This window comes from Niveispirillum sp. CC-CTL257, from assembly GCF_059489915.1.
Map to the genome: position 1 here is coordinate 219,099 of NZ_JCAJXE010000001.1, position 19,440 is coordinate 238,538.

General features: G+C 64.2%; 19 protein-coding genes. 11 read left to right on the forward strand and 8 right to left on the reverse strand.

Going from position 1 to position 19,440, the window contains the following annotated elements; all coding sequences use genetic code 11:
• The first annotated feature begins 64 nt into the window (after positions 1–64).
• A complete protein-coding gene (locus ABC729_RS01045) occupies positions 65–364 on the forward strand; it encodes a coiled-coil domain-containing protein (protein WP_495605824.1) in 300 nt (99 codons plus the stop codon).
• Positions 365–482: 118 nt separating this feature from the next.
• Entirely contained in the window at positions 483–1,442 is a 960-nt protein-coding gene (locus ABC729_RS01050) for a glycosyltransferase family 2 protein (protein WP_495605825.1), read from the forward strand.
• Positions 1,443–1,487: 45 nt separating this feature from the next.
• On the opposite strand, the gene ABC729_RS01055 is transcribed toward ABC729_RS01050, so the two are convergent.
• Entirely contained in the window at positions 1,488–2,627 is a 1,140-nt protein-coding gene (locus ABC729_RS01055; RefSeq protein ID WP_495605826.1) for an acyl-CoA dehydrogenase family protein, read from the reverse strand.
• A gap of 117 nt (positions 2,628–2,744) precedes the next feature.
• On the opposite strand from ABC729_RS01055, the gene ABC729_RS01060 reads away from it, so the two are divergent.
• Positions 2,745–3,521: a winged helix-turn-helix transcriptional regulator gene (locus ABC729_RS01060; protein ID WP_495605827.1), complete on the forward strand. Its 777-nt coding sequence runs from the start codon at positions 2,745–2,747 to the stop codon at positions 3,519–3,521.
• Positions 3,522–3,524: 3 nt separating this feature from the next.
• Here ABC729_RS01060 and ABC729_RS01065 read toward each other — a convergent pair whose 3' ends face one another.
• From ABC729_RS01065 to ABC729_RS01080, 4 genes are read right to left on the reverse strand one after another with little or no spacing between them, the layout of a single operon-like run.
• Complete coding sequence (locus ABC729_RS01065) at positions 3,525–3,818, reverse strand: hypothetical protein (protein ID WP_495605828.1); 294 nt, start codon at positions 3,816–3,818, stop codon at positions 3,525–3,527.
• On the reverse strand, positions 3,815–5,437 hold the full coding sequence (locus ABC729_RS01070; RefSeq protein ID WP_495605829.1) for a cisplatin damage response ATP-dependent DNA ligase: 1,623 nt from the start codon (positions 5,435–5,437) through the stop codon (positions 3,815–3,817). Before ABC729_RS01070 ends, ABC729_RS01065 begins: the two co-directional genes overlap by 4 nt.
• Positions 5,437–6,456 (reverse strand): ligase-associated DNA damage response exonuclease, encoded by a 1,020-nt coding sequence (locus tag ABC729_RS01075; protein WP_495605830.1) that lies wholly within the window; start codon positions 6,454–6,456, stop codon positions 5,437–5,439. The genes ABC729_RS01070 and ABC729_RS01075 overlap by 1 nt, the downstream gene beginning before the upstream one ends.
• Complete coding sequence (locus tag ABC729_RS01080; RefSeq protein WP_495605831.1) at positions 6,456–8,000, reverse strand: AbgT family transporter; 1,545 nt, start codon at positions 7,998–8,000, stop codon at positions 6,456–6,458. Before ABC729_RS01080 ends, ABC729_RS01075 begins: the two co-directional genes overlap by 1 nt.
• 122 nt (positions 8,001–8,122) lie before the next feature.
• Between ABC729_RS01080 and ABC729_RS01085 the strand changes: the two genes are divergently transcribed.
• Positions 8,123–8,329, forward strand: a complete 207-nt coding sequence (locus tag ABC729_RS01085) for a hypothetical protein (protein WP_495605832.1) — start codon at positions 8,123–8,125, stop codon at positions 8,327–8,329.
• Between the two features lie 20 nt (positions 8,330–8,349).
• On the opposite strand, the gene ABC729_RS01090 is transcribed toward ABC729_RS01085, so the two are convergent.
• Both ABC729_RS01090 and ABC729_RS01095 read right to left on the reverse strand, forming a co-directional pair.
• Positions 8,350–8,622 carry a type II toxin-antitoxin system RelE/ParE family toxin gene (locus ABC729_RS01090; protein WP_495605833.1) on the reverse strand — a complete coding sequence of 91 codons (273 nt, stop codon included), beginning with the start codon at positions 8,620–8,622 and terminating at the stop codon, positions 8,350–8,352.
• Positions 8,619–8,816 (reverse strand): hypothetical protein, encoded by a 198-nt coding sequence (locus ABC729_RS01095; RefSeq protein WP_495605834.1) that lies wholly within the window; start codon positions 8,814–8,816, stop codon positions 8,619–8,621. The genes ABC729_RS01090 and ABC729_RS01095 overlap by 4 nt, the downstream gene beginning before the upstream one ends.
• A 182-nt stretch (positions 8,817–8,998) precedes the next feature.
• On the opposite strand from ABC729_RS01095, the gene ABC729_RS01100 reads away from it, so the two are divergent.
• Together ABC729_RS01100 and ABC729_RS01105 are read left to right on the forward strand one after the other, a co-directional pair.
• Positions 8,999–11,272 (forward strand): NADP-dependent malic enzyme, encoded by a 2,274-nt coding sequence (locus tag ABC729_RS01100; RefSeq protein ID WP_495605835.1) that lies wholly within the window; start codon positions 8,999–9,001, stop codon positions 11,270–11,272.
• A gap of 234 nt (positions 11,273–11,506) precedes the next feature.
• Positions 11,507–12,934, forward strand: coding sequence for an ATP-binding protein (locus tag ABC729_RS01105; RefSeq protein ID WP_495605836.1), 1,428 nt, complete (start codon positions 11,507–11,509; stop codon positions 12,932–12,934).
• Positions 12,935–12,946: 12 nt separating this feature from the next.
• Here ABC729_RS01105 and ABC729_RS01110 read toward each other — a convergent pair whose 3' ends face one another.
• Positions 12,947–13,480: a Cif family virulence factor gene (locus ABC729_RS01110; RefSeq protein WP_495605837.1), complete on the reverse strand. Its 534-nt coding sequence runs from the start codon at positions 13,478–13,480 to the stop codon at positions 12,947–12,949.
• A gap of 280 nt (positions 13,481–13,760) precedes the next feature.
• Between ABC729_RS01110 and ABC729_RS01115 the strand changes: the two genes are divergently transcribed.
• The 5 genes from ABC729_RS01115 to phoU all read left to right on the forward strand — a co-directional run bounded on the left by ABC729_RS01115 (position 13,761) and on the right by phoU (position 19,407).
• Positions 13,761–14,801 carry a substrate-binding domain-containing protein gene (locus tag ABC729_RS01115; RefSeq protein ID WP_495605838.1) on the forward strand — a complete coding sequence of 347 codons (1,041 nt, stop codon included), beginning with the start codon at positions 13,761–13,763 and terminating at the stop codon, positions 14,799–14,801.
• A gap of 156 nt (positions 14,802–14,957) precedes the next feature.
• Positions 14,958–16,421 (forward strand): phosphate ABC transporter permease subunit PstC, encoded by a 1,464-nt coding sequence (gene pstC / locus ABC729_RS01120; RefSeq protein ID WP_495605839.1) that lies wholly within the window; start codon positions 14,958–14,960, stop codon positions 16,419–16,421.
• Positions 16,414–17,733 (forward strand): phosphate ABC transporter permease PstA, encoded by a 1,320-nt coding sequence (pstA, locus tag ABC729_RS01125; protein WP_495605840.1) that lies wholly within the window; start codon positions 16,414–16,416, stop codon positions 17,731–17,733. The genes pstC and pstA overlap by 8 nt, the downstream gene beginning before the upstream one ends.
• A 2-nt stretch (positions 17,734–17,735) precedes the next feature.
• Entirely contained in the window at positions 17,736–18,539 is an 804-nt protein-coding gene (gene pstB, locus ABC729_RS01130; RefSeq protein ID WP_495605841.1) for a phosphate ABC transporter ATP-binding protein PstB, read from the forward strand.
• Between the two features lie 142 nt (positions 18,540–18,681).
• The gene (gene phoU, locus ABC729_RS01135) at positions 18,682–19,407 is read left to right on the forward strand and encodes a phosphate signaling complex protein PhoU (RefSeq protein ID WP_495605842.1); all 726 of its coding nucleotides are present in this window, start codon (positions 18,682–18,684) and stop codon (positions 19,405–19,407) included.
• Positions 19,408–19,440: the final 33 nt, after the last annotated feature.

Genomic DNA, 19,440 nt, shown 5'->3' on the forward strand with positions numbered 1-19,440 from the left:
TCCTGCACCTGGAAGCAGCGCCAACCTACGCTACATTGCCAGTGTGCAGGTTAGGTGGCATTCTATGCAGATGGTCATGGATACGCATCGCGTAGTGAAACGGCTCAAGGAAGCCGGCTTCACCGACACACAGGCTGAAGTGGTGACCGACATCGTTCGCGATGCGCGGGAGATGGATCGTGATGATGTGGTGACCAAGGCGTTTCTGAGATCGGAGTTGGCGGAACTAAGGTCCGAGTTAGCTGAAACCAAATCCGAGCTGCGCGCTGATATCCAGAATTTCAAGGCCGATCTGTTCAAATGGCTTCTGCCGGTCCTGATCGGTCAGGTTGCGGCGACGGCGGCGCTGGTCAAGTTGCTGTGATCCAAGGGGATGAATGCACACGGACATGAAAGCGCCGCGTTTCCGCCGCAGCTTTCCCTGAATATCCGTGTTATCTGTGTCGTCATCCAACCCCTGTCCAACCGGACCCGAATATCCCATGTCTGACAGTCTGACCCAGGGTGCGCCGCGCATCGCCGTGCTGGTGCCCTGCTACAACGAAGAAGCCTCCATCGAAGCCGTCGTGCGCGACTTCAAGGCCGCCCTGCCGACCGCCACCATCTATGTCTATGACAATAACTCCAAGGATCGCACCTCGGAGATTGCCAAGGCAGCCGGGGCCGTGGTGCGGCGGGAGCCGTTGCAGGGCAAGGGCAATGTCGTGCGCCGCATGTTCGCCGATATCGAGGCGGACGTGTATGTGATGGTCGATGGCGACGACACCTATCACGCGCCCAGTGCGGGCAAGCTGGTGGCCAAGCTTCTGGATGAGAAGCTGGACATGGTCAACGGTGCCCGCGTCACCGACTGGGAGAATTATCGCGCCGGTCACCGGCTGGGCAATGTCATGCTGACCACCCTGGTCACCATGGTCTTCGGCAAGCGTACCGATGATCTTCTGTCGGGTTACCGCGTCTTCTCCCGCCGCTTTGTGAAAAGCTTCCCCGTCCTGGCCGGCGGGTTTGAGATTGAAACCGAGCTGGTGGTGCATGCCCTGGAAATGAGCATGCCGCTGGGCGAGGTGGAAACGCCCTACAAGGACCGGGCACCGGGGTCGGTGTCGAAACTGTCCACCTTCCGCGACGGGTTCCGCATCCTGTGGATGATCGGCAAGCTGATCAAGGAGGAGCGACCGATGCAGTCCTTCGGGCTGGTCGCGGTGCTGCTGGCCCTGATTTCGGTGATCATCGCGGTGCCGCTGTTCATCACCTATTACGAAACCGGTCTGGTGCCACGCTTCCCCACGGCGGTGCTGGCGACCGGTCTGGGCCTGCTGTCCTTCCTGTCGCTGACCTGCGGTCTGATCCTGGACACGGTCACGCGGGGCCGGCGGGAGATGAAGCGCCTGCGCTATCTGGAAATCCCGGCACCGGATTTCGACAGCGACTTCCTGAAGTAATCACGCAAACCGGCGGGCCGCCCCTGGCCCGCCGATGACGCGCCATCACGGATCAATGGACAGGCCCAGGGTCAGCCGCCCCGCCAGTTCGGCCTGCGGCCCCTCGGTCAGCGGGTGGTAGCGTACCCCCTGGATATCGCGGAACAGCCGTTCCAGGCCGTTCACCCGCCGGAACCCGGCCCCGCCCGCTGCCGCCATCGCCTTGTCCAGCGTCGACAGCATGCCACGCGCCGCCAGGGTGCGGGCCTGGAAGATGGCGTTGGTCGTCTCCGGCCCCGGTTTGGCCGTGACCGACAGTTCCCGCATCCGCTCCACCGCCAGGGTGGCAAGGCAGAGTTCCGTTTCCATCGCCCCCACCGCAGCGGTCAGGTGTGCATCCGGCCTGCGGCCCGACAACAGCGACAGCACCCTGTCCCGCGCGGCCATGGCCACACCCAGATAGGCCGAATAGACCAGCGGGAAGGCCACCATGCTGATGATATGGAACAGGGGGTGCCAGACGCCGGGCGACCGCCGGCCTGATACCGCGTCGGCATCCAGGAAGAACCCGTCCAGGACGACATCGTGCGAACCGGTGCCGCGCATGCCCATGGCCTGCCAGGTTGGTTCGATCCGCACGCCCGGCGCCTTCATGGGAACCGCGAAATGCAGGACCTGGGGGCCTTCCTCGGCCTGTTCGTCGATGGCGCAGGTCAGCAGCAGATCACCCGCCGGGGCACCACTGGCGAAAACCTTGCGGGCATGGATGCGATAGCCGCCTTCCACCCGTTCCGCCCGGCCCGATCCGGGCAGCCAGTCCGACCCGCCGCTGGACATCAGCAGCAGCCGGTCCTTGACGACCCGGAACAGCAGGGGGGCCGTGGGCGCACCCAGATGGCGGAAGCGCCATGCGGCCACCGCCACCTGATGGGTGTGCATGGAAAACCACAGGGCTGTGGACCCGCAATGCCGCCCCAGTTCCGTCAGCATGGCCCCCAGTTCGGTTCCGTCGGCCCCGCCGCCTCCCAATTCACGCGGGATGCCCGCGGTCAGCAGCGGCGATTGTTTCAGGGTGGTGGCATTTTCCTGCGAGAAACCGTCGGTTTCGTCCAGTTCAGCTGCGCGCAGGGCGAAAGCCCGTCCCAGGGCCTGCGCCGTTTCGGTAAGGCCGGTCGCCGCCGGAGCCAACATCATATTGCCTGTCATCTTCTGTCCTGTTGGGTCATCCTTCCGCCGTTCCGGAATTAACCTTAATCCATCGCGACAGGCCGTCTCTCTCAAGTACAATGACTGTACCGTCGCGCTCCTTGTGGAAACCGTCCCATGACCTATGGCCAGTTCTGCCCCGTTTCCAAGGCGGCGGAGATTTTCGCCACCCGCTGGACGCCGTTGATCCTGCGGGAGCTGATGATGGGCAGCACGCGCTTCAACGATATTCATCGCGGCCTGCCGCTGATGTCCCGCACGCTTCTGGCGCAGCGGTTGCGGGAACTGGAACGGGCGGGTGTGGTGCGGGCGGAGCGGCGGGCGCGGGGCCATGACTGGCTGCTGACTGAAGCGGGGGAGGCCTTCCGCCCCATGGTGGAGGCGCTTCATCTCTGGGGTCGGCGCTGGGGCCGCAGCTTGCCCACGCAGGACGACATGGACCCGACCCTGCTGATGTGGGACATCCACCGCAAGGTGATGCTGGAGCGGGTGACGCCCGGCCGGCACGTCCTGCGCTTCCATTTTCGCGGTGTTCCGCGACAGTTCGCGGCCGTCCGCCGGGTCTGGCTGGTGCTGACTTCCAACGATGCCGATGTCTGTCATCAAGACCCGGGCTATCCCGTCACCCTGGCAGTGGAGGTGGATGTGGGCCTGATGTGCCGGATATGGATGGGGTATGAGGCGTGGGACGAGGCGCTGCGCCGTGGTGCCATCCAATTCGATGGCGACAAGGCGGCGGCGAAGCTGCTGCCCGAATGGCTGGGCCTTGCCGAGAGGCGGGCCATGGTGGATCAGCATGTGCCGCTGACCCCCACCCCGCCGCGCGCCGCCAACCGTCCGCCCCCCGACCTGAAGGCCATGAAGGCGGCGGACGGGGAGGAGGGGGAGTGCTGATGGTTACGGCTTCTCTTCGGCCTGCTTCTGCTGCCTGAAGGTCTCGGCCTCTTCCTTAACCTTCAAGGCTTCGGCCTTTGCCGCCTCCTCGGTGAGCAGCGAGGGGAAGACGGTGATGGTTTTTTCTTCCAGCTTGAAGACATTCATGCCGATACCACTGATCCAGGCGGGAATGATCAGCAGGCCGATGCCAGCCGCGATCACACCGGCCAGCCGGGTGTGGGTGCGCCCAACCTTCAGGCGGCGGATGGTTTCATCGGCATTCGGTTCGGCGGAATAAGCCCGTTTCAGCGTCATGTGCCCACCATCCTTTCCAAAATCTCCAACCGGTCGGCCTCTGCCGCCGGCTTATCCCAGCGCAGCCGCGAAATGCGGGGAAAGCGCATGGCGATGCCGCTCTTGTGCCGTGTCGAGCGGTGGACGCTGTCGAACGCTACCTCAAACACCAGACCGTGCTCCACCTCCCGCACGGGACCGAAACGGTTGGTGGTGTGGTTGCGTACCCAGCGGTCGATCTCGGCCAGTTCCGCATCGGTAAAGCCGGAATAGGCCTTGCCGACGGGCACCAGTTCCCCGCCCTCTCCAGGCGTACCGCGCCACGCCCCGAATGTATAGTCGCTGTAGAAGCTGGACCGCTTGCCATGCCCACGCTGGGCGTACATCAGCACGCAATCCGCCGTCAATGGCCCGCGCTTCCACTTGAACCAGGGGCCCTTGGGGCGACCACCGATATAGGGGCTGTCGGCCCGTTTCAGCATCAGCCCTTCGATGGAGCCATCCTCCACACCGGCGTCACGGGCCGACAGGCGCAGATGGGCCAGATGGTCCCAATCGGTAAAGGGAACAAGGGGCGACAGGTCCATACCGGACGGATTGGTGCGGGCAAACCAGTCCTCCAGCCGGCGGCGGCGTTCATCAAAGGGCAGAGCGCGGAGGTCTTCCGCGCCATCGAACAGCATGTCGTAAAGACGGACCCGGGCGGGAAAGTCCCGCAGCATCGGGGCCGTCACCCGCTTGCGGTTCAGGCGCTGTTGCAAATCATTGAAGGGCGCGATGCGGCCATCGCGGGCCACCAGCAATTCGCCATCCAGCACGGCGTGAAAACCCATATGGGATGCGACGTCGGGGAAGGTCGCCGCGATTTCGTCGCCGGTTCGGCTATAGATACGGGCCAGATCGGCGGTGCCGCGTGCCACCAGCTGCACCCGGATACCGTCCCATTTCCATTCCGCCCGGTAATCGGCGGGATTCAGGGTCTGGATGTCGCCTTCTTCCAGCGGGTGGGCCAGCATCATGGGCCGGAAGCCGCCTGTATCGCTGACGCCCGGCTTCTCCGCCTTGCCGGTCAGCCAGCCGAACAGGGGGGCGTAGGGTGGAGACAGGCCATGCCACAGTTCCTCCACCTGCTCCACGCTGGCCTCTGCCCCCCTGGCATTGGCCCAGTCGACCAGCGCCGTCTTGGCCATGCGGGCAGAGACGCCGATGCGCAAGCCGCCGGTGATCAGCTTCAAAAGCGCCCAGCGGCCTGTAGCGTCAAGGCTGTCCAGCCAGTCGGACAGCAGGGCCGGGACGGTGCCACGTTTGGCGGTGGAAAGCCCCTCCACCACCTCTGCCAATCCCGGCGGCGGGCGGTTGATGCCGGGCGGGGTGGGCCAGATCAGCGCCACGGTTTCGGCCAGATCGCCCACAAAATCATAGGACCAGCCGAACAGGGCGGCATCCACGCGGGTGGCGACCAGTTCCTTGATCATCCCGGCCTTGGCCGCCGTAAAAGACAAGTCACCGGTCAGGGCGGCCAGACCATAGCCGCGATCGGGATCGGGCGCATGGTCCAGGTAGTCGGCGATCAGGCGCAGTTTGCCATTACGGGATGGCATATAGGCCAGCGCGTCGAGCAAGGATGAGAAGTGTTGCATTACTCCTCCTCCCCGAACCCGACTAGGTGCAGAGGCTTGGCCTTCACGCCTTGCGTCGTGGCCCAATGGACCAGCGCTTCCTCGCTGCCATGGGTGACCCAGAGTTCGCCGGGGGCGACATCCGTCACCGTCTGGCACAGTTCGTCCCAATCGGCATGGTCGGACACGATCAACGGCAGTTCGATGCCATGCTGTCGGGCCCGGGCCCGCACCCGCATCCAGCCTGACGCGTAGGCCGGCAGCGGGTCCGGCATCCGGCGCAGCCATTTGTCGGCCATGGCCGAGGGCGGGGCCAGCACGATGCCGCCGCGCATGGCCGATGCGTCGGCAACGGTGGCGGGACGCAGGTCCCCCAGGTCAACGCCCTGTTCCTGATAAAGGGCGCAGAGCGGCAGATGGGCACCGTGGAGATAGAGCGGCCTGTCATAGCCGGCGCGGCGCAACTCCGCGATCAGGCGCTGGCACTTGCCCAGCGCGTAACAGCCGACCACGATGGTGCGTTCGGGGAAGACCGACAGCGTGTGCAGCAGCCGGGCGATTTCGCCCTCCACCGGCGGGTGGCGGAAGACCGGCAGGCCAAAGGTGGCCTCGGTAATGAACGCATCGCAGGGGACGGGTTCGAAGGGCGCGCAGGTGGGATCAAACCGGCGCTTGTAATCACCCGACACCACCACCCGGCTGCCCCGCCATTCCATCACCACCTGGGCCGATCCCAGCACATGGCCGGCGGGGACGAGGCGGACCGTCACCTCCCCGATGCGGAGCGGCTGATGATAGGGTAGGGGCTGTTGTGAGGCCCCCGCCCCATCGCCCAGGCGCGCATGCATGATGGCAAGCGTGCCGGGGGTGGCCAGGACATGGGTATGCCCTGGCCGTGCATGGTCGGAATGACCATGGGTGATCACCGCGCGGTCGACAGGCCGGGTCGGATCGACATGAAAGCCGCCCGGTTCCACCCAAAGCCCGCCCCCGCGTTCGGGCGGGCAGGGGGTGACCCAGCTGTCGGGCGCGGGGATCATCAGGAACCGACCGGCATATGCACATAGGCCCCCGGACCCAGCGGCAGGTCCAGCATATACCAGCCACTGAACATCAGGACCGCACCGATACCCATCCACATGGCCAAAGGCAGCATGGTCGCCAGCAGAGAGCCGATGCCAAATTCCGGCACATAGCGCTTGCACATGATCAGGATCAGCGGGAAGTAGGGCAGCAGCGGCGTGATCGGGTTGGTGAAGCTGTCACCCACGCGATAGGCGGCCTGCGTCGCCTCCGGCGTGATGCCCAGCAGCATCAGCATCGGCACCATGACGGGACCTAGGATGGCCCACTTCGCCGATGCGCTGCCGACCAGGATGTTGATCAGGGCCGATACCAGGATGATTGCCAGCATCAGCGGCAGGCCAGTGAAGCCCGCTTCCTTCAGGAAGGCCGCCCCATTCACGGCCAGGATACCGCCCAGGTTCGACCACCCGAACAGGGCGATGAACACCGCGCAGCAGAATGCCAGCACAATATAGGCGCCCATGTCGGACATGGACTGGCTCATCATCTTCACGACGTCGCGATCATTGCGGATGATGCGGGCGCCGACGCCATAGGCGATGCCGATGATCAGGAAGCTGATGAACAGGACCGCCACGATGCCGCGCAGGAAGGGTTCAACCGTCCCTGCCGCATCACGCAGGATGGCGCCGTCCGGGACGACGGCAACGCCGAACAGGGTGGTGATGGCCAGGATCGCCAGACCCGCGAAACGCAGGCCCCGCTTTTCGTTGGCCTGCTGCTCGGCGCTGGTCTGTTCCACCGTAATGGTCAGACCGGCGGCGACGGGGGCCGTGCGCATAAGACGCGGTTCGATGAAACGGTCGGTGACGATGGTGCCGATAATGGTGAAGAGCGGCACGAAGCCCGCCATCAGATACCAGTTGGCCGTTGCCAGCACCTCATAGCCCGGATCGACCAGACGGGCGGCAGCCGTACTGATCCCGCCCAGCAGCGGGTCGAGCGAGGTGACCAGCAGATTGGAGGAAAAGCCAGCGGACACGCCCGCAAAGGCCGCCGCGATGCCGGCGATCGGGTGGCGACCGGAGCTGTGGAACAGCATGCCGGCCAGCGGGATCAGCACGACATAGCCGGCATCGGTCGCCATGCTGGACTGCACGCCTGCGAAAACGACCGTCACGGTCAGCAGGCTTTTCGGCATGGCGCGGACCAGGGCACCCAGCGAGACGCCGATCAAGCCCGTCTTTTCCGCGACACCCACGCCCATCACACAGAGCAGCACAACGGCCAGTGGCGGGAAGCTGGCGAAGATGGTGGGCAGGTCGGTCAGGAAGCGGCGGATATTGTCCGCCGACAGAAGATTGGTGGCGACCAGTTCTTTGCCGGTACCGGGATGGACAGCCGATACGCCCATGCCCGACAGGATGGCCGACAGCGCCACCAGGATCGCGATGGCAATCAGGAACAGGGTGGCGGGATCGGGCAACCGATTCCCCACCCGTTCAATCGCCCCCAGGATGCCGCCGCCCGATTTTACCCCAACGTCCGAAACTGCCATGTTGTTTTCCCTTTATCGCTCGCGCCCGTTTGCCGGGCGTTGCTGGCGAAGATAGAGCATGTGGCGGGATCGGGCGAGGGGGCGATCATGACAAACGCGCCGCGCCGTGACAGTCTGTGTCCATGGAAATGGTCAATGGATATCGCTGCGAAAGCTGCGCCGACGTGGCGCTGGCTAAACGCGGCCTGGACCCCACCAAGGGCAACCAGTCGCCCTTTGAGCGGGCGCAGGAGGAGGCGGCCAAGGCCGGCCTGACCGTGCAGCCGCTGGGCGTCAACCAGCCGCTGACCACCGGTGTGCGGGGGACGCTGTTGAATATTGTGGTTTGAGGGGTGCGCTCTTGCCCACGCTATCCCCGATCCTGCGCCCCGTGCCAGACGCGCAGGATGCGGACATCGTTCTCCGTGATCTCGTAGACCAGGACATAGGGATGCACGACCGCCAGTTCGCGCGTGCCATCGGGCCGGGCCTTGCCGCGTTTGGGGAAGGTGGACAGGCTGTTACCGGCAGCGAAGAGATGCCGGACGATGCGGCTGGCGGCGTAAGGGTTGAATTGCGCGATATAGGCTGCGTGGGCCTGAAGATCATCGATAGAGGTTTCAGTCCAGGTGACGAGGGTCACCGGGTAACCCTGGAACGTGGCGCGGGTGGCAGTACCTCGCCCTTTTCCAGGGCATCGGCCAATTTCAGCAGCCAGGGACCGACCACTGCATGCGGTACAACCCGACCCGCCGCGACATCGGCCCGCGCCTCGGCGATGGCGCGGGCCTTACGCGCCTCATCCACATCGTCGAAGATCGAACCGGCCTGTTCCATGGGAGCGACTATCGCATCCGGTTCATCCCAGGGCAAGTCATAGGCCGGATAGGCGGCTGTTGCGTCATTTTCGCAATGTCATTGCCCTGGAAACGGCAGCAATCGGTCGTTACGATACATTCCAAATTACCAATCCGTACCGGCAGAACGCCGGGCGGAACATAAAAGAGGAATGTTGGGAAATGGCCGGTATCGACAAGCGCATTACCGAGGAAGAAGCCCTTCTGCTGCATAGCAGCGGGCGGCCCGGTAAGCTGGAAATCACCCCTACCAAGCCGATGGCGACACAGCGTGATCTGTCGCTGGCCTATTCGCCGGGGGTGGCCACGCCCTGCCTGCGCATCCATGCCGACCCGTCCACGGCCTATGATTACACGGCCAAGGGCAATATCGTCGCCGTCATCTCCAACGGCACCGCCGTTCTGGGCCTGGGCGATCTGGGGGCCTTGGCGTCGAAGCCGGTGATGGAGGGCAAGGCTGTGCTGTTCAAGCGCTTTGCCGATGTCGATGGCATCGATCTGGAGGTCGATACCCGCGATGTGGAGGAATTCATCAATTCCGTCCGCTATCTGGGCCCCAGCTTCGGCGGCATCAACCTGGAAGACATCAAGGCCCCGGACTGTTTCATTATCGAACAGCGCCTGCGCGAACTGATGGACATTCCGGTTTTCCATGATGATCAGCATGGCACGGCCATCATCGCCGCTGCCGGTCTGTTCAACGCCCTGGAAATGACCGGTCGGGACATCAAGGAGACAAAGCTGGTCATCAATGGTGCCGGTGCGGCGGCCATTGCCTGCGCTGAACTGTTCAAGTCGATGGGCATTCCGCATGGGAACATCACGCTCTGCGATACCAAGGGCGTGGTCTGGAAGGGCCGGGCGGAGGGTATGAACCAGTGGAAATCGGCCCATGCGGTGGTGACCGACGCACGGTCGCTGGCCGATGCCGTGGCCGGGTCTGACGTGTTCGTGGGCCTGTCGGCCAAGGGGGCGATGACGCCCGCCATGGTGAAATCCATGGCGAAGAACCCGATTATCTTCGCACTCGCCAATCCCGATCCAGAGATTACGCCCGAGGAGGTGCGCCACGTGCGCGACGATGCCATCGTGGCGACGGGCCGGTCGGATTATCCCAATCAGGTCAATAATGTCCTGGGCTTTCCCTATATTTTCCGCGGTGCCCTGGACGTGCGGGCCAGCACCATCAATGACCAGATGAAGATCGCCGCCGCCCGCGCGCTGGCAGCATTGGCGCGCGAGGATGTGCCGGACGAGGTGGACGCCGCCTATTCCGGCCGCCGCCTGCGCTATGGCCCGGAATATATCATCCCGGTGCCGTTCGACCCGCGCCTGATCTCCACCATCCCAGCCGCCGTGGCCCAGGCCGCCATGGATACGGGCGTGGCGCGCAAGCCCATTGTCGATATGGATGAATACCGCCGGTCCCTGCGTCTGCGCCTGGACCCCACAGCGGACAGTTTGCAGCTGATCGCCGACAAGCTGCGCAGCAGCCCGCGCCGGGTGGTGTTTGCCGAGGGCGAGGAGGAGCGGGCCATCCGTGCCGCCATCGCCTATCGTTCCGGCGGATTCGGCCATCCGGTCCTGATCGGGCGCGAGAATGTGGTGCAGGAAAAGCTGGCTAGCCTGGGCTTGAGCGGTGTCGAACCGCTGGATATCCAGAATGCCCGCTTCGGCGCGCCCAATATCGAGCGCTATACCGATTTCCTCTATAAGCGTTTGCAGCGGCGCGGCCATCTGCACCGCGATTGTCAGCGCTGGGTCAACCAGAACCGCAATGTCTTTGCCGCCTGCATGGTGGCGACCGGTGATGCCGATGCCATGGTGACAGGCCTGACCCGGTCGTTTGCCGTCAGTTTCGAGGATATCGAGCGTGTGATCGACCCGCAGCCCGACCATATCGTGTTCGGCCTGTCGGTACTGGCGACCCGCAAGCGCACGGTCTTCATCTCCGACACCACGGTGCATGAGCGCCCGACCCCTGAGCAACTGGCCGATATCGCCATCCAGTCGGCCCGCATGGCCCGGCAGATGGGCCATGAACCGCGCGTCGCCTTCCTGTCCTTCAGCAATTTCGGCCAGCCGATGCGCGACCGTGCCGCCCATGTGCGCGAGGCCGTGTCGCTGATGGACAAGCGCAAGGTCGATTTCGAATATGACGGTGAGATGTCAGCCGACACGGCGCTTGATTACGATCTGATGAAGCGCCTGTACCCGTTCGCCCGCCTGTCGGGACCGGCCAATGTGTTGATCATGCCCGCCCTGCATGCGGCCAATATCGGGGCCAAGCTGTTGCACAAGTTCGGCGGCGGCAACCTGATCGGCCCCCTGCTGATCGGCATGGATAAGCCGGTGCAGGTGGTCCAGATGGGCGCCACCGTGAACGAGCTGACCACGGCGGCCATCATGGCCGCGCATGACAGTCTGGCGCGGTAGCGGGTTGGCGTAGGTCAGGTCGAAGGGCGTCAGCCCTGAGCCCTGACAGTAAAGGATCGGAGGCCTTTCCTGTCAGGGCTCGCGCATCGCGCTCGACCTGACCTACGCGTAATCGTCACGGCAGGGCCCAATTATTAAGTTTCCGTGATGCTGTTACCCTGGCCCTACGGCAATGTTATCTCCTCCGATCCCGCCGGGTGGCGGGGGGGATAAAGATAAGAATGGCAGGGACAGATGCGGTGGTATGAGGTGCGGCCGGTTCGGTTCGTGCTGATCGGGGTGGCGCTGGTCGGGCCGACGGCGGCGATCCTGGTGGCCTTGCTGCTGGCGGGGCATGTCGATGCCGGCGTGGCGCTGCCGGCGCTGCTGGTCAATGTTGTTGTGGCGGTCGCCATCCTGCGCATGATCCAGACCGATACGCGCCGCCTGACTGATTACGCGGAGCTTCTTGGGGACGCGTCGGCTCCCCTGCCGCCCCCGTCATTGGACAGTGTCACGGCGGAGTTCATTGCATCCGCCATGGGCCGAGCGCATCAGGGCTGGCTGGACCGCGAAAGCAAGGATGCCGGACGCGCCGGCCTGTTCGAGGCGGTGATCGACCAGTTGCATGACCCGGTCATCCTGCTGGGGCCGGGGCGCGAGGTGCGCCGCGCCAATCAGGCGGCGTGCAAGCTGTTCGGCGACCGGCTGCTGGACCGTGATCTGGCTAGCTCTGTGCGCACGCCCAGCCTGCTGGAGGCCGCCGATGCCGTTCTGGCCGGTGGCGCATCGCGCACGGTGGACGTGCTGCTGCCCGTGCCGGTGGAGCGGACCCTGCAGGCGCGCGTCAAGCCGTTCCGCCCGCCGGGGGAAGACGGGCCGCTGCTGGTGCTGCTGACCCTGCATGACATCACGGTCCTGAAACGGTCCGAGCAGATGCGGGCCGATTTCGTAGCCAATGCCAGCCACGAGTTGCGCACGCCGCTGGCGGCCCTGATCGGCTTCATCGAGACGCTGCGCGGCCCCGCCAAGGATGATCCGGCGGCACATGAACGCTTCCTGGGCATCATGTTCGATCAGTCGAACCGCATGTCACGGCTGGTCAATGACCTGCTGTCGCTGTCGCGGATCGAGATGGATGAACATTCGCCGCCCACCGAACAGGTGGATGTCGCCAAGATCGTGCGCAATGTGGCGGCCACGCTGGAGCTGCGCGCGGCATCGCGCAAGGTGAAGCTGCGCCTGGAACAGCCCGACAGCCTTCCGCCCGTGGTGGGGGACGAGGATCAGCTGTCGCAGGTGTTCCAGAACCTGATCGACAATGCCATCAAGTATGGCAAGGAACAGACTGAAGTGACCGTCGCCCTGACGGCACCCACCCAGGGCAAGGCGGGTGTGGTGCGCGGGCCGGCGGTGATGGTGGCGGTCACCGACCGGGGCGACGGCATCGCCCGCACGCATCTGCCGCGCCTGACAGAGCGATTCTATCGTGTGGACCCCGCCCGGTCGCGCGCGCTGGGCGGGACCGGGCTGGGGCTGGCCATCGTGAAGCATATCGTCAACCGCCACCGCGGCCGCCTGATTATTGACAGCGAGGTGGGCAAGGGCAGCACCTTTACCGTGGTGCTGCCAGCGGCCAAGGTGGCAAAGCCTGTGGCAGCGGTTGAGCGGGAAGTGGGATGAGGGCAATCCCCCTTACTTCTTTTCCGCCGCTTCCTTCTCTGCCTTCTTCTTGGCCAGGAATTCCTTGGCTTCCGGGGCGTTCAGCCCGCCATCGGCCATGAATTTCCAGGACCCGTCCTTCTGCTTGCGCCAGATGGTCACGTATCGGGAGGGGGGCAGCTCCTCCTTGGTGCCATCGGGCTTCAGCTTGTAATAGCGGGCCTTGCCCCAGGTATAGCCCAGGGTGCCGTCGCCGGAGACAGCGCCATCCATGGGACCCCAGTCGATCTCCAGATCGGCACCGAACAGCGTGGTCAGGGCGCTGGCATCCGTGCCAGGCACGGGATCGTTCAGCATCAGGACCCGCGTCTCCGCATATTCGGCAAAGGCCTTGCCCGGCCCCACCTCCTTGGCGCGGGCTGCAAAGGCGCGGTCGGCGTCCATCACGGCCTGGGCGGGGTGGCTCTGCGCCCAAACCGGTAGTGTCATGAATGTTGCGCAGGTCAGCGCCCCGAAGGTACGCGCCAGCGTGCCGGTCTTACGCCGGTTCTTGTCCGAAAGACTCATTTTCAGTTCCTTGCAAAAGTGAAATTTCCCTGCAATTTCAATGGTGAAGGACTTCTGCCCCCCTGCCAACGACCAATGTGTAACGCATCTGTATCGCGCGGGGTCTGGGGTACTTTCCGGGAGCAGTGTCATGGAACTGTAACGTAGATGTAGTATTTGCGTCTCGCAGCGCAGCTATGGTCCCGGCACCCAGCAGGGACATGGCCACAGGGTGAAGGCAGGCATCAGGGGATGTCAGGGCCTTTTCCGTGAGCCGCCCAGTTAACCGGAGGCCCTTGTCGTGACCACCAAGAAGCTCGTCCTCGCCGCCGTCCTTGGCGCCGTTTCCTTCGTCGGCCTGGCCGGCGCCGCCGCCGCCCGCGACCAGATCCGCATCGTCGGTTCCTCCACGGTGTTCCCCTTTACCTCCACGGTTGTCGAGCGCTTCGGCCAGACCACGAAGTTCGGCGCTCCGATCCTGGAGTCGACGGGCACCGGCGGCGGCATGAAGCTGTTCTGCTCCGGCGTTGGCGCCGATTTCCCGGACGCCACGGGCGCTTCCCGCGCCATGAAGGCCAGCGAATTCGACACCTGCCAGAAGAATGGCGTCGAGCAGATCACCGAACTGGTCATCGGCTATGACGGTCTGACCTTCGCCCAGTCCAAGAAGGGCGCGCAGATCAACATCACCAAGGCCCAGCTGTTCGCGGCGCTGGCCAAGGAAGTGGAAGTGAACGGCCAGATCGTGCGCAACCCGCACAAGACCTGGAAGGATATCGACGCCTCCCTGCCGGCCATTGAGATCGAGGTTCTGGGTCCCCCGCCGACGTCGGGCACCCGCGACGCCTGGGTTGAACTGGTGATGGAAGCCGGCTGTAAGGAATTCCCGGCCATCAAGGCCCTGGATGCCACCCGCCACGCTGCCGTCTGCAAGACGATGCGCGAGGACGGTGCCTTCATCGAAGCCGGTGAGAACGACAACGTCATCGTGCAGCGCCTGGTCGCCAACCCGAACGCCTTCGGCATCTTCGGCTACAGCTTCCTGGAAGAGAACATGGACAAGCTGCACGGCGTGCCGGTCAATGGCATTGAGCCGAAGTACGAGACCATCGCGTCCGGTCAGTACCCGGTCTCCCGCCCGCTGTTCGTCTACTTCAAGAACCAGCATTTCGGCGTGATCCCCGGCCTGAAGGAATTCCTGGCCGAGTATGCGTCCGAGCGCGCCATGGGTGAAGATGGCTACCTGGGCGACAAGGGTCTGGTGCCGCTGCCGGCCGACAAGCGTAAGGCTGCTGAGCAGGCTGCGCTGAAGATGACCCCGATGGCCAAGCCGGCCTCGTAATTGTGCAGGCCTGGGCGGTGCCGGGTGGTGGTTCCTGAACCGGACTCCCCGCACCGTTCCGGTGTATAAGCAGATGGCGGGACCGGCGGCGTCAGACCTGATGCCGCCGGTTTGCCGTAACCGGTAAATTCCCCTGACAGCGGCGGATCGAACCACATGTCAGTAACCTTGACCGTAGCCGTTCTGTTGTTCCTGTCGCTGGCCGGATTCTGGCTGGGACGCAACAGGGCCGTGGCCGTGGCCGGCGGGCGCATCGCCAATCTGCATTCCGTTCCCAATTATTATGGCTCCTATATGGCGCTGTGGGCCGGTCTTCCGGCCCTGGTGTTGATCCTGGCCTGGATTGCCCTTCGCGGTGCCGTCATGGACTGGATGGTGCTGTCGGCCATGTCGCCGGAACAGCTGGAAGCCTGGGCGCGTGTCATGCTGGCCCCGGCGGAGCTGGAAACCCTGCTGCCGACCATTGCCGATGGTGCTTCGGCTCTGACCCAGACGCACCGCCAGTTGCTGCTGATCAATATCGGCAATCTGGCCCTGGGGCAGGCGCAGTATGTGAACCCCGGCGTCATCGACGCCATCACCCCCGCCGCGGGCCATCTGGCGCAACTGCGTGGTCTGGCTGACTGGACGCTGTTTGGCGTCGTCGTTGCCCTGGCCGGTAGCGTGCTGGCCTTCACCTGGTCGAAGATCGGGCCGGAATTCCGCGCGCGCAATAATGTCGAACGGATCATCACGGCGCTGCTGGTGCTTTGCTCCACCATCGCCATCCTGACGACCGTCGGTATCGTGCTGTCGCTGCTGTTCGAAAGCATCCGCTTCTTCACCAAGGTCCCGATCACCGAATTCCTGTTCGGCCTGCAATGGTCGCCGCAGACGGCGATCCGTGCCGATCAGGTGGGGTCGTCCGGTGCCTTCGGTGCCGTGCCCCTGTTCACCGGCACCCTGTTGATCGCCACCATCGCCATGCTGGTGGCGGCCCCGGTCGGTCTGATGTCGGCCATCTACCTGTCCGAATATGCGCCCAAGCGGGTGCGTGGGCTGGTGAAGCCGGTGCTGGAAATCCTGGCCGGCGTTCCCACGGTGGTGTTCGGTTTCTTCGCCATTCTGACGGTGGCCCCCTTCATCCGCGATGTCGGCGCCGCGATGGGTATTCCCATCTCATCGCAGAGCGCCTTGGCCGCTGGCGTGGTGATGGGCATCATGATTGTGCCCTTTGTGTCGTCGCTGGCCGATGACGTGATCAACGCGGTGCCGCAGTCTCTGCGCGACGGGTCCTATGGTCTGGGTGCCACCAAGTCTGAGACGATCAAGCAGGTGCTGCTGCCCGCTGCCCTTCCCGGCATTGTGGGTGCCATGCTGCTGGCCGTCAGCCGTGCCATCGGCGAGACGATGATTGTGGTGATGGCCGCCGGTCTGCAGGCCAGCCTGACCCTGAACCCGCTGGAAAGCGTCACCACGGTGACGGTGCAGATCAAGTCCATCCTGGTCGGTGATCAGGAGTTTGACAGTGCCAAGACGCTGTCGGTCTTCGCCCTGGGTCTGGTCCTGTTCCTGGTGACCCTGGCGCTGAATGTCGTTGCCCTCCGCATCGTCCAGAAATACCGGGAAAAATATGACTGAGATCGCAGAGCCGATGCCCACAGCCATGCCCGTGTCCCTTCACACCGGCGACGCCGCCACCAAGCGACTGAAGGCGCGCTATGCCGCCGAACGCCGCTTCCGCCTCTATGGCATCCTGGCCATCCTGTTCGCTTGCTCGATGCTGGTCATCCTGCTGTCGACCCTGCTGAAGGAAGGCACGTCCGCCTTCTTCCAGACGGAGGTGAAGCTGGCGGTGACCGTCGATGCCGGCACGATTGATCCGCAAGGCACCGGCAAGCCCGGCGAATGGGACCGTGGTGCCTTCCAGACCCTGGTGACGGATGCCCTGTATAAGGCCTTCCCCGACGTCACGGGCCGGACGGAGAAGCGCGACCTGCGCGGTCTCGTCAGCCCCGTGGCTGGCGTTCGCCTGGGCCAGATGCTGGACAAGGACCCGGCCTTGGTCGGGCAGACGATTGAGGTCTGGCTGCCCGCGTCTGACGGCATCAACCAGATCGTCAAGGGCGGCATCGACCGCGACCTGCCGGAGATCGAGCGTCCGATCAACGACAAGCAACTGGCCTGGTTTGACAGTCTGGAGCAGCGCGGTGACGTGCGGTCGGCGTTCAACACGACCTTCTTTACCGCCAGCGACAGCAACTATCCCGAACTGGCGGGTCTGCTGGGGGCCGCGGTGGGCACGCTTCTGACCATGCTGGTCACGCTGGCCATTTCCCTGCCTATCGGTGTTGCAGCGGCGGTCTATCTGGAAGAATTCGCGCCCAAGAACCGGTTCACCGAGATCATCGAAGTGAACATCAACAATCTGGCGGCCGTGCCTTCCATCGTGTTCGGTCTGCTGGGTCTGGCGGTGTTCCTAAACTTCTTCGGTATGCCGCGTTCGGCCCCGCTGGTCGGTGGTCTGGTGCTGGGTCTGCTGGTGCTGCCCACCATCATCATCGCCAGCCGCGCTGCCCTGAAAGCAGTGCCGCCGTCGATCCGCGAGGCGGCGCTGGGCATGGGTGCATCGAAGCTCCAGGCGGTGATGCATCATGTGCTGCCGTTGGCCATGCCGGGCATCATGACGGGCACCATCATCGGCATGGCCCATGCCGTGGGTGAGACGGCACCACTGCTGATGATCGGCATGAATGCCTTCGTCACGTCGGCACCGGACAGCCTGCTGGCCAGCTCCTCGGTTCTGCCGGTGCAGATTTTCATCTGGGCTGACAAGCCGGAACGCGGCTTTGTCGAACTGACCTCGGCCGCCATCCTTGTGCTGCTGGCCTTCCTGATCCTGATGAACGGTGCCGCCATCTGGCTGCGCAAGAAATTCGAACGTCGGTGGTAACCATGGACAGCATGACCCTGAACAAGCCCGCGCAGGCCGCCGTCGCGCAGACGGTGAAGATGTCGGCCCGCGACGTGAAGGTCTATTACGGTGCCAAGCGCGCCCTGCACGGCGTCAATGTCGATCTGTACCAGAACGAGGTTCTGGCCATGATCGGCCCGTCGGGCTGTGGCAAGTCCACGTTCCTGCGGACGCTGAACCGCATGAACGACACGATCGATATCTGCCGCGTCGAAGGCAAGATCCTGTTGGATGGCGAGGACATCTATGACCCCAAGCTGGACGTGGTGCAGCTGCGCGCCCGGGTGGGCATGGTGTTCCAGAAGCCGAACCCGTTCCCGAAATCGATCTATGAGAATGTGACTTACGGACCGAAGCTGCATGGCCTTGCCACCCGCAAGGACGAGTTCGACGCCATCGTCGAAACCTCGCTGAAGCGCGCCGGCCTGTGGAACGAGGTCAAGGACCGCCTGCATGAGCCGGGCACCGGCCTGTCAGGTGGTCAGCAGCAGCGCCTGTGCATCGCGCGCGCCGTCGCCGTCAGCCCGGAAGTCATCTTGATGGACGAGCCCTGCTCGGCCCTGGACCCCATCGCCACCGCGCATATCGAAGAGCTGATCGACGAGCTGCGGGAGAGCTTCACCATCGCCATCGTCACCCACAACATGCAGCAGGCCGCCCGCGTTTCGCAACGCACGGCCTTCTTCCATCTGGGTGATCTGGTCGAGGTGGGTGACACCGAGGAAATCTTCACCAACCCGCGCGACGAGCGCACCCAGGGCTACATCACCGGCCGTTACGGTTGATGCGTCATGCTGTAGGTCAGGTCGAGGCGTAAGCTGCGCCCTGACAGGCAAGGATTGAAAGCTTTGCTGTCAGGGCTCGCTCGCGCTCGACCTGACCTACGGGTGATTGCCGACCTGCCCCACAGATCAAGGACCCATGTCCATGTCGCCGACCGAACATACCGTCAAGTCCTTTGAGGCGGAATTGCAGCGCCTGTCCAACCTGATCGCCCAGATGGGCGGCGTGGTGGAAGCGCAGGTGGAAGCGGCTGTGCAGGCCGTGGGCCGCCGCGATGTCGAGGGCGCCACCAAGGTTATGCAGGGCGATACCCGCCTGGACGAGTTCGAGCGCCAGATCGAGCATGACGCCATCCGCATGCTGGCGCTGCGCGCACCGGTCGGTGTGGATCTGCGCGAAGTGCTGGCGGCGCTGAAAATCTCCGCCGATCTGGAACGCACGGGCGATTATGCCGCCAATATCGCCAAGCGCTCCATCGCCCTGGCGCAGCTTCCCGTGATGCGCCCCGCCGGGACCATCCCGCGCATGGGACGTCTGGTGCAGGAAATGCTGAAGGACGTGCTGGATGCCTATATCGACCGCGATGTCGATAAGGCCGTGGCCGCCTGGCACCGGGATGAAGAGCTGGATGATCTCTACACCAGCCTGTTCCGCGAGGTCCTGACCTACATGATGGAAGATCCGCGCAACATCACGCCCTGCACGCATCTTCTGTTTATCGCCAAGAACCTGGAACGCGCCGGCGACCACGCGACGAACATCGCCGAGACGGTGCATTTCCTGGTCCGGGGCCAGCCGCTGACGGCGGAACGGCCCAAGAGCGACAAGTCCAGCTTCACCATCATTGAACCGGTGGACAGCGAGGGCTGAAACGGCCTCTCCCTGTCACCCCATCTAGCGCCA

Bases quoted from the DNA above. Each gene is read 5' to 3' on its own strand.
- pstB (WP_495605841.1), top strand. From the start codon at position 17,736: ATGGACAGCATGACCCTGAACAAGCCCGCGCAGGCCGCCGTCGCGCAG.
- ABC729_RS01075 (WP_495605830.1), bottom strand. From the start codon at position 6,456: ATGATCCCCGCGCCCGACAGCTGGGTCACCCCCTGCCCGCCCGAACGC.
- phoU (WP_495605842.1), top strand. From the start codon at position 18,682: ATGTCGCCGACCGAACATACCGTCAAGTCCTTTGAGGCGGAATTGCAG.
- ABC729_RS01095 (WP_495605834.1), bottom strand. From the start codon at position 8,816: ATGGAACAGGCCGGTTCGATCTTCGACGATGTGGATGAGGCGCGTAAG.
- ABC729_RS01110 (WP_495605837.1), bottom strand. From the start codon at position 13,480: ATGAGTCTTTCGGACAAGAACCGGCGTAAGACCGGCACGCTGGCGCGT.
- ABC729_RS01105 (WP_495605836.1), top strand. From the start codon at position 11,507: ATGCGGTGGTATGAGGTGCGGCCGGTTCGGTTCGTGCTGATCGGGGTG.
- ABC729_RS01080 (WP_495605831.1), bottom strand. From the start codon at position 8,000: ATGGCAGTTTCGGACGTTGGGGTAAAATCGGGCGGCGGCATCCTGGGG.
- ABC729_RS01045 (WP_495605824.1), top strand. From the start codon at position 65: ATGCAGATGGTCATGGATACGCATCGCGTAGTGAAACGGCTCAAGGAA.
- pstA (WP_495605840.1), top strand. From the start codon at position 16,414: ATGACTGAGATCGCAGAGCCGATGCCCACAGCCATGCCCGTGTCCCTT.
- ABC729_RS01055 (WP_495605826.1), bottom strand. From the start codon at position 2,627: ATGACAGGCAATATGATGTTGGCTCCGGCGGCGACCGGCCTTACCGAA.
- ABC729_RS01100 (WP_495605835.1), top strand. From the start codon at position 8,999: ATGGCCGGTATCGACAAGCGCATTACCGAGGAAGAAGCCCTTCTGCTG.
- ABC729_RS01060 (WP_495605827.1), top strand. From the start codon at position 2,745: ATGACCTATGGCCAGTTCTGCCCCGTTTCCAAGGCGGCGGAGATTTTC.
- pstC (WP_495605839.1), top strand. From the start codon at position 14,958: ATGTCAGTAACCTTGACCGTAGCCGTTCTGTTGTTCCTGTCGCTGGCC.
- ABC729_RS01065 (WP_495605828.1), bottom strand. From the start codon at position 3,818: ATGACGCTGAAACGGGCTTATTCCGCCGAACCGAATGCCGATGAAACC.
- ABC729_RS01085 (WP_495605832.1), top strand. From the start codon at position 8,123: ATGGAAATGGTCAATGGATATCGCTGCGAAAGCTGCGCCGACGTGGCG.
- ABC729_RS01050 (WP_495605825.1), top strand. From the start codon at position 483: ATGTCTGACAGTCTGACCCAGGGTGCGCCGCGCATCGCCGTGCTGGTG.
- ABC729_RS01070 (WP_495605829.1), bottom strand. From the start codon at position 5,437: ATGCAACACTTCTCATCCTTGCTCGACGCGCTGGCCTATATGCCATCC.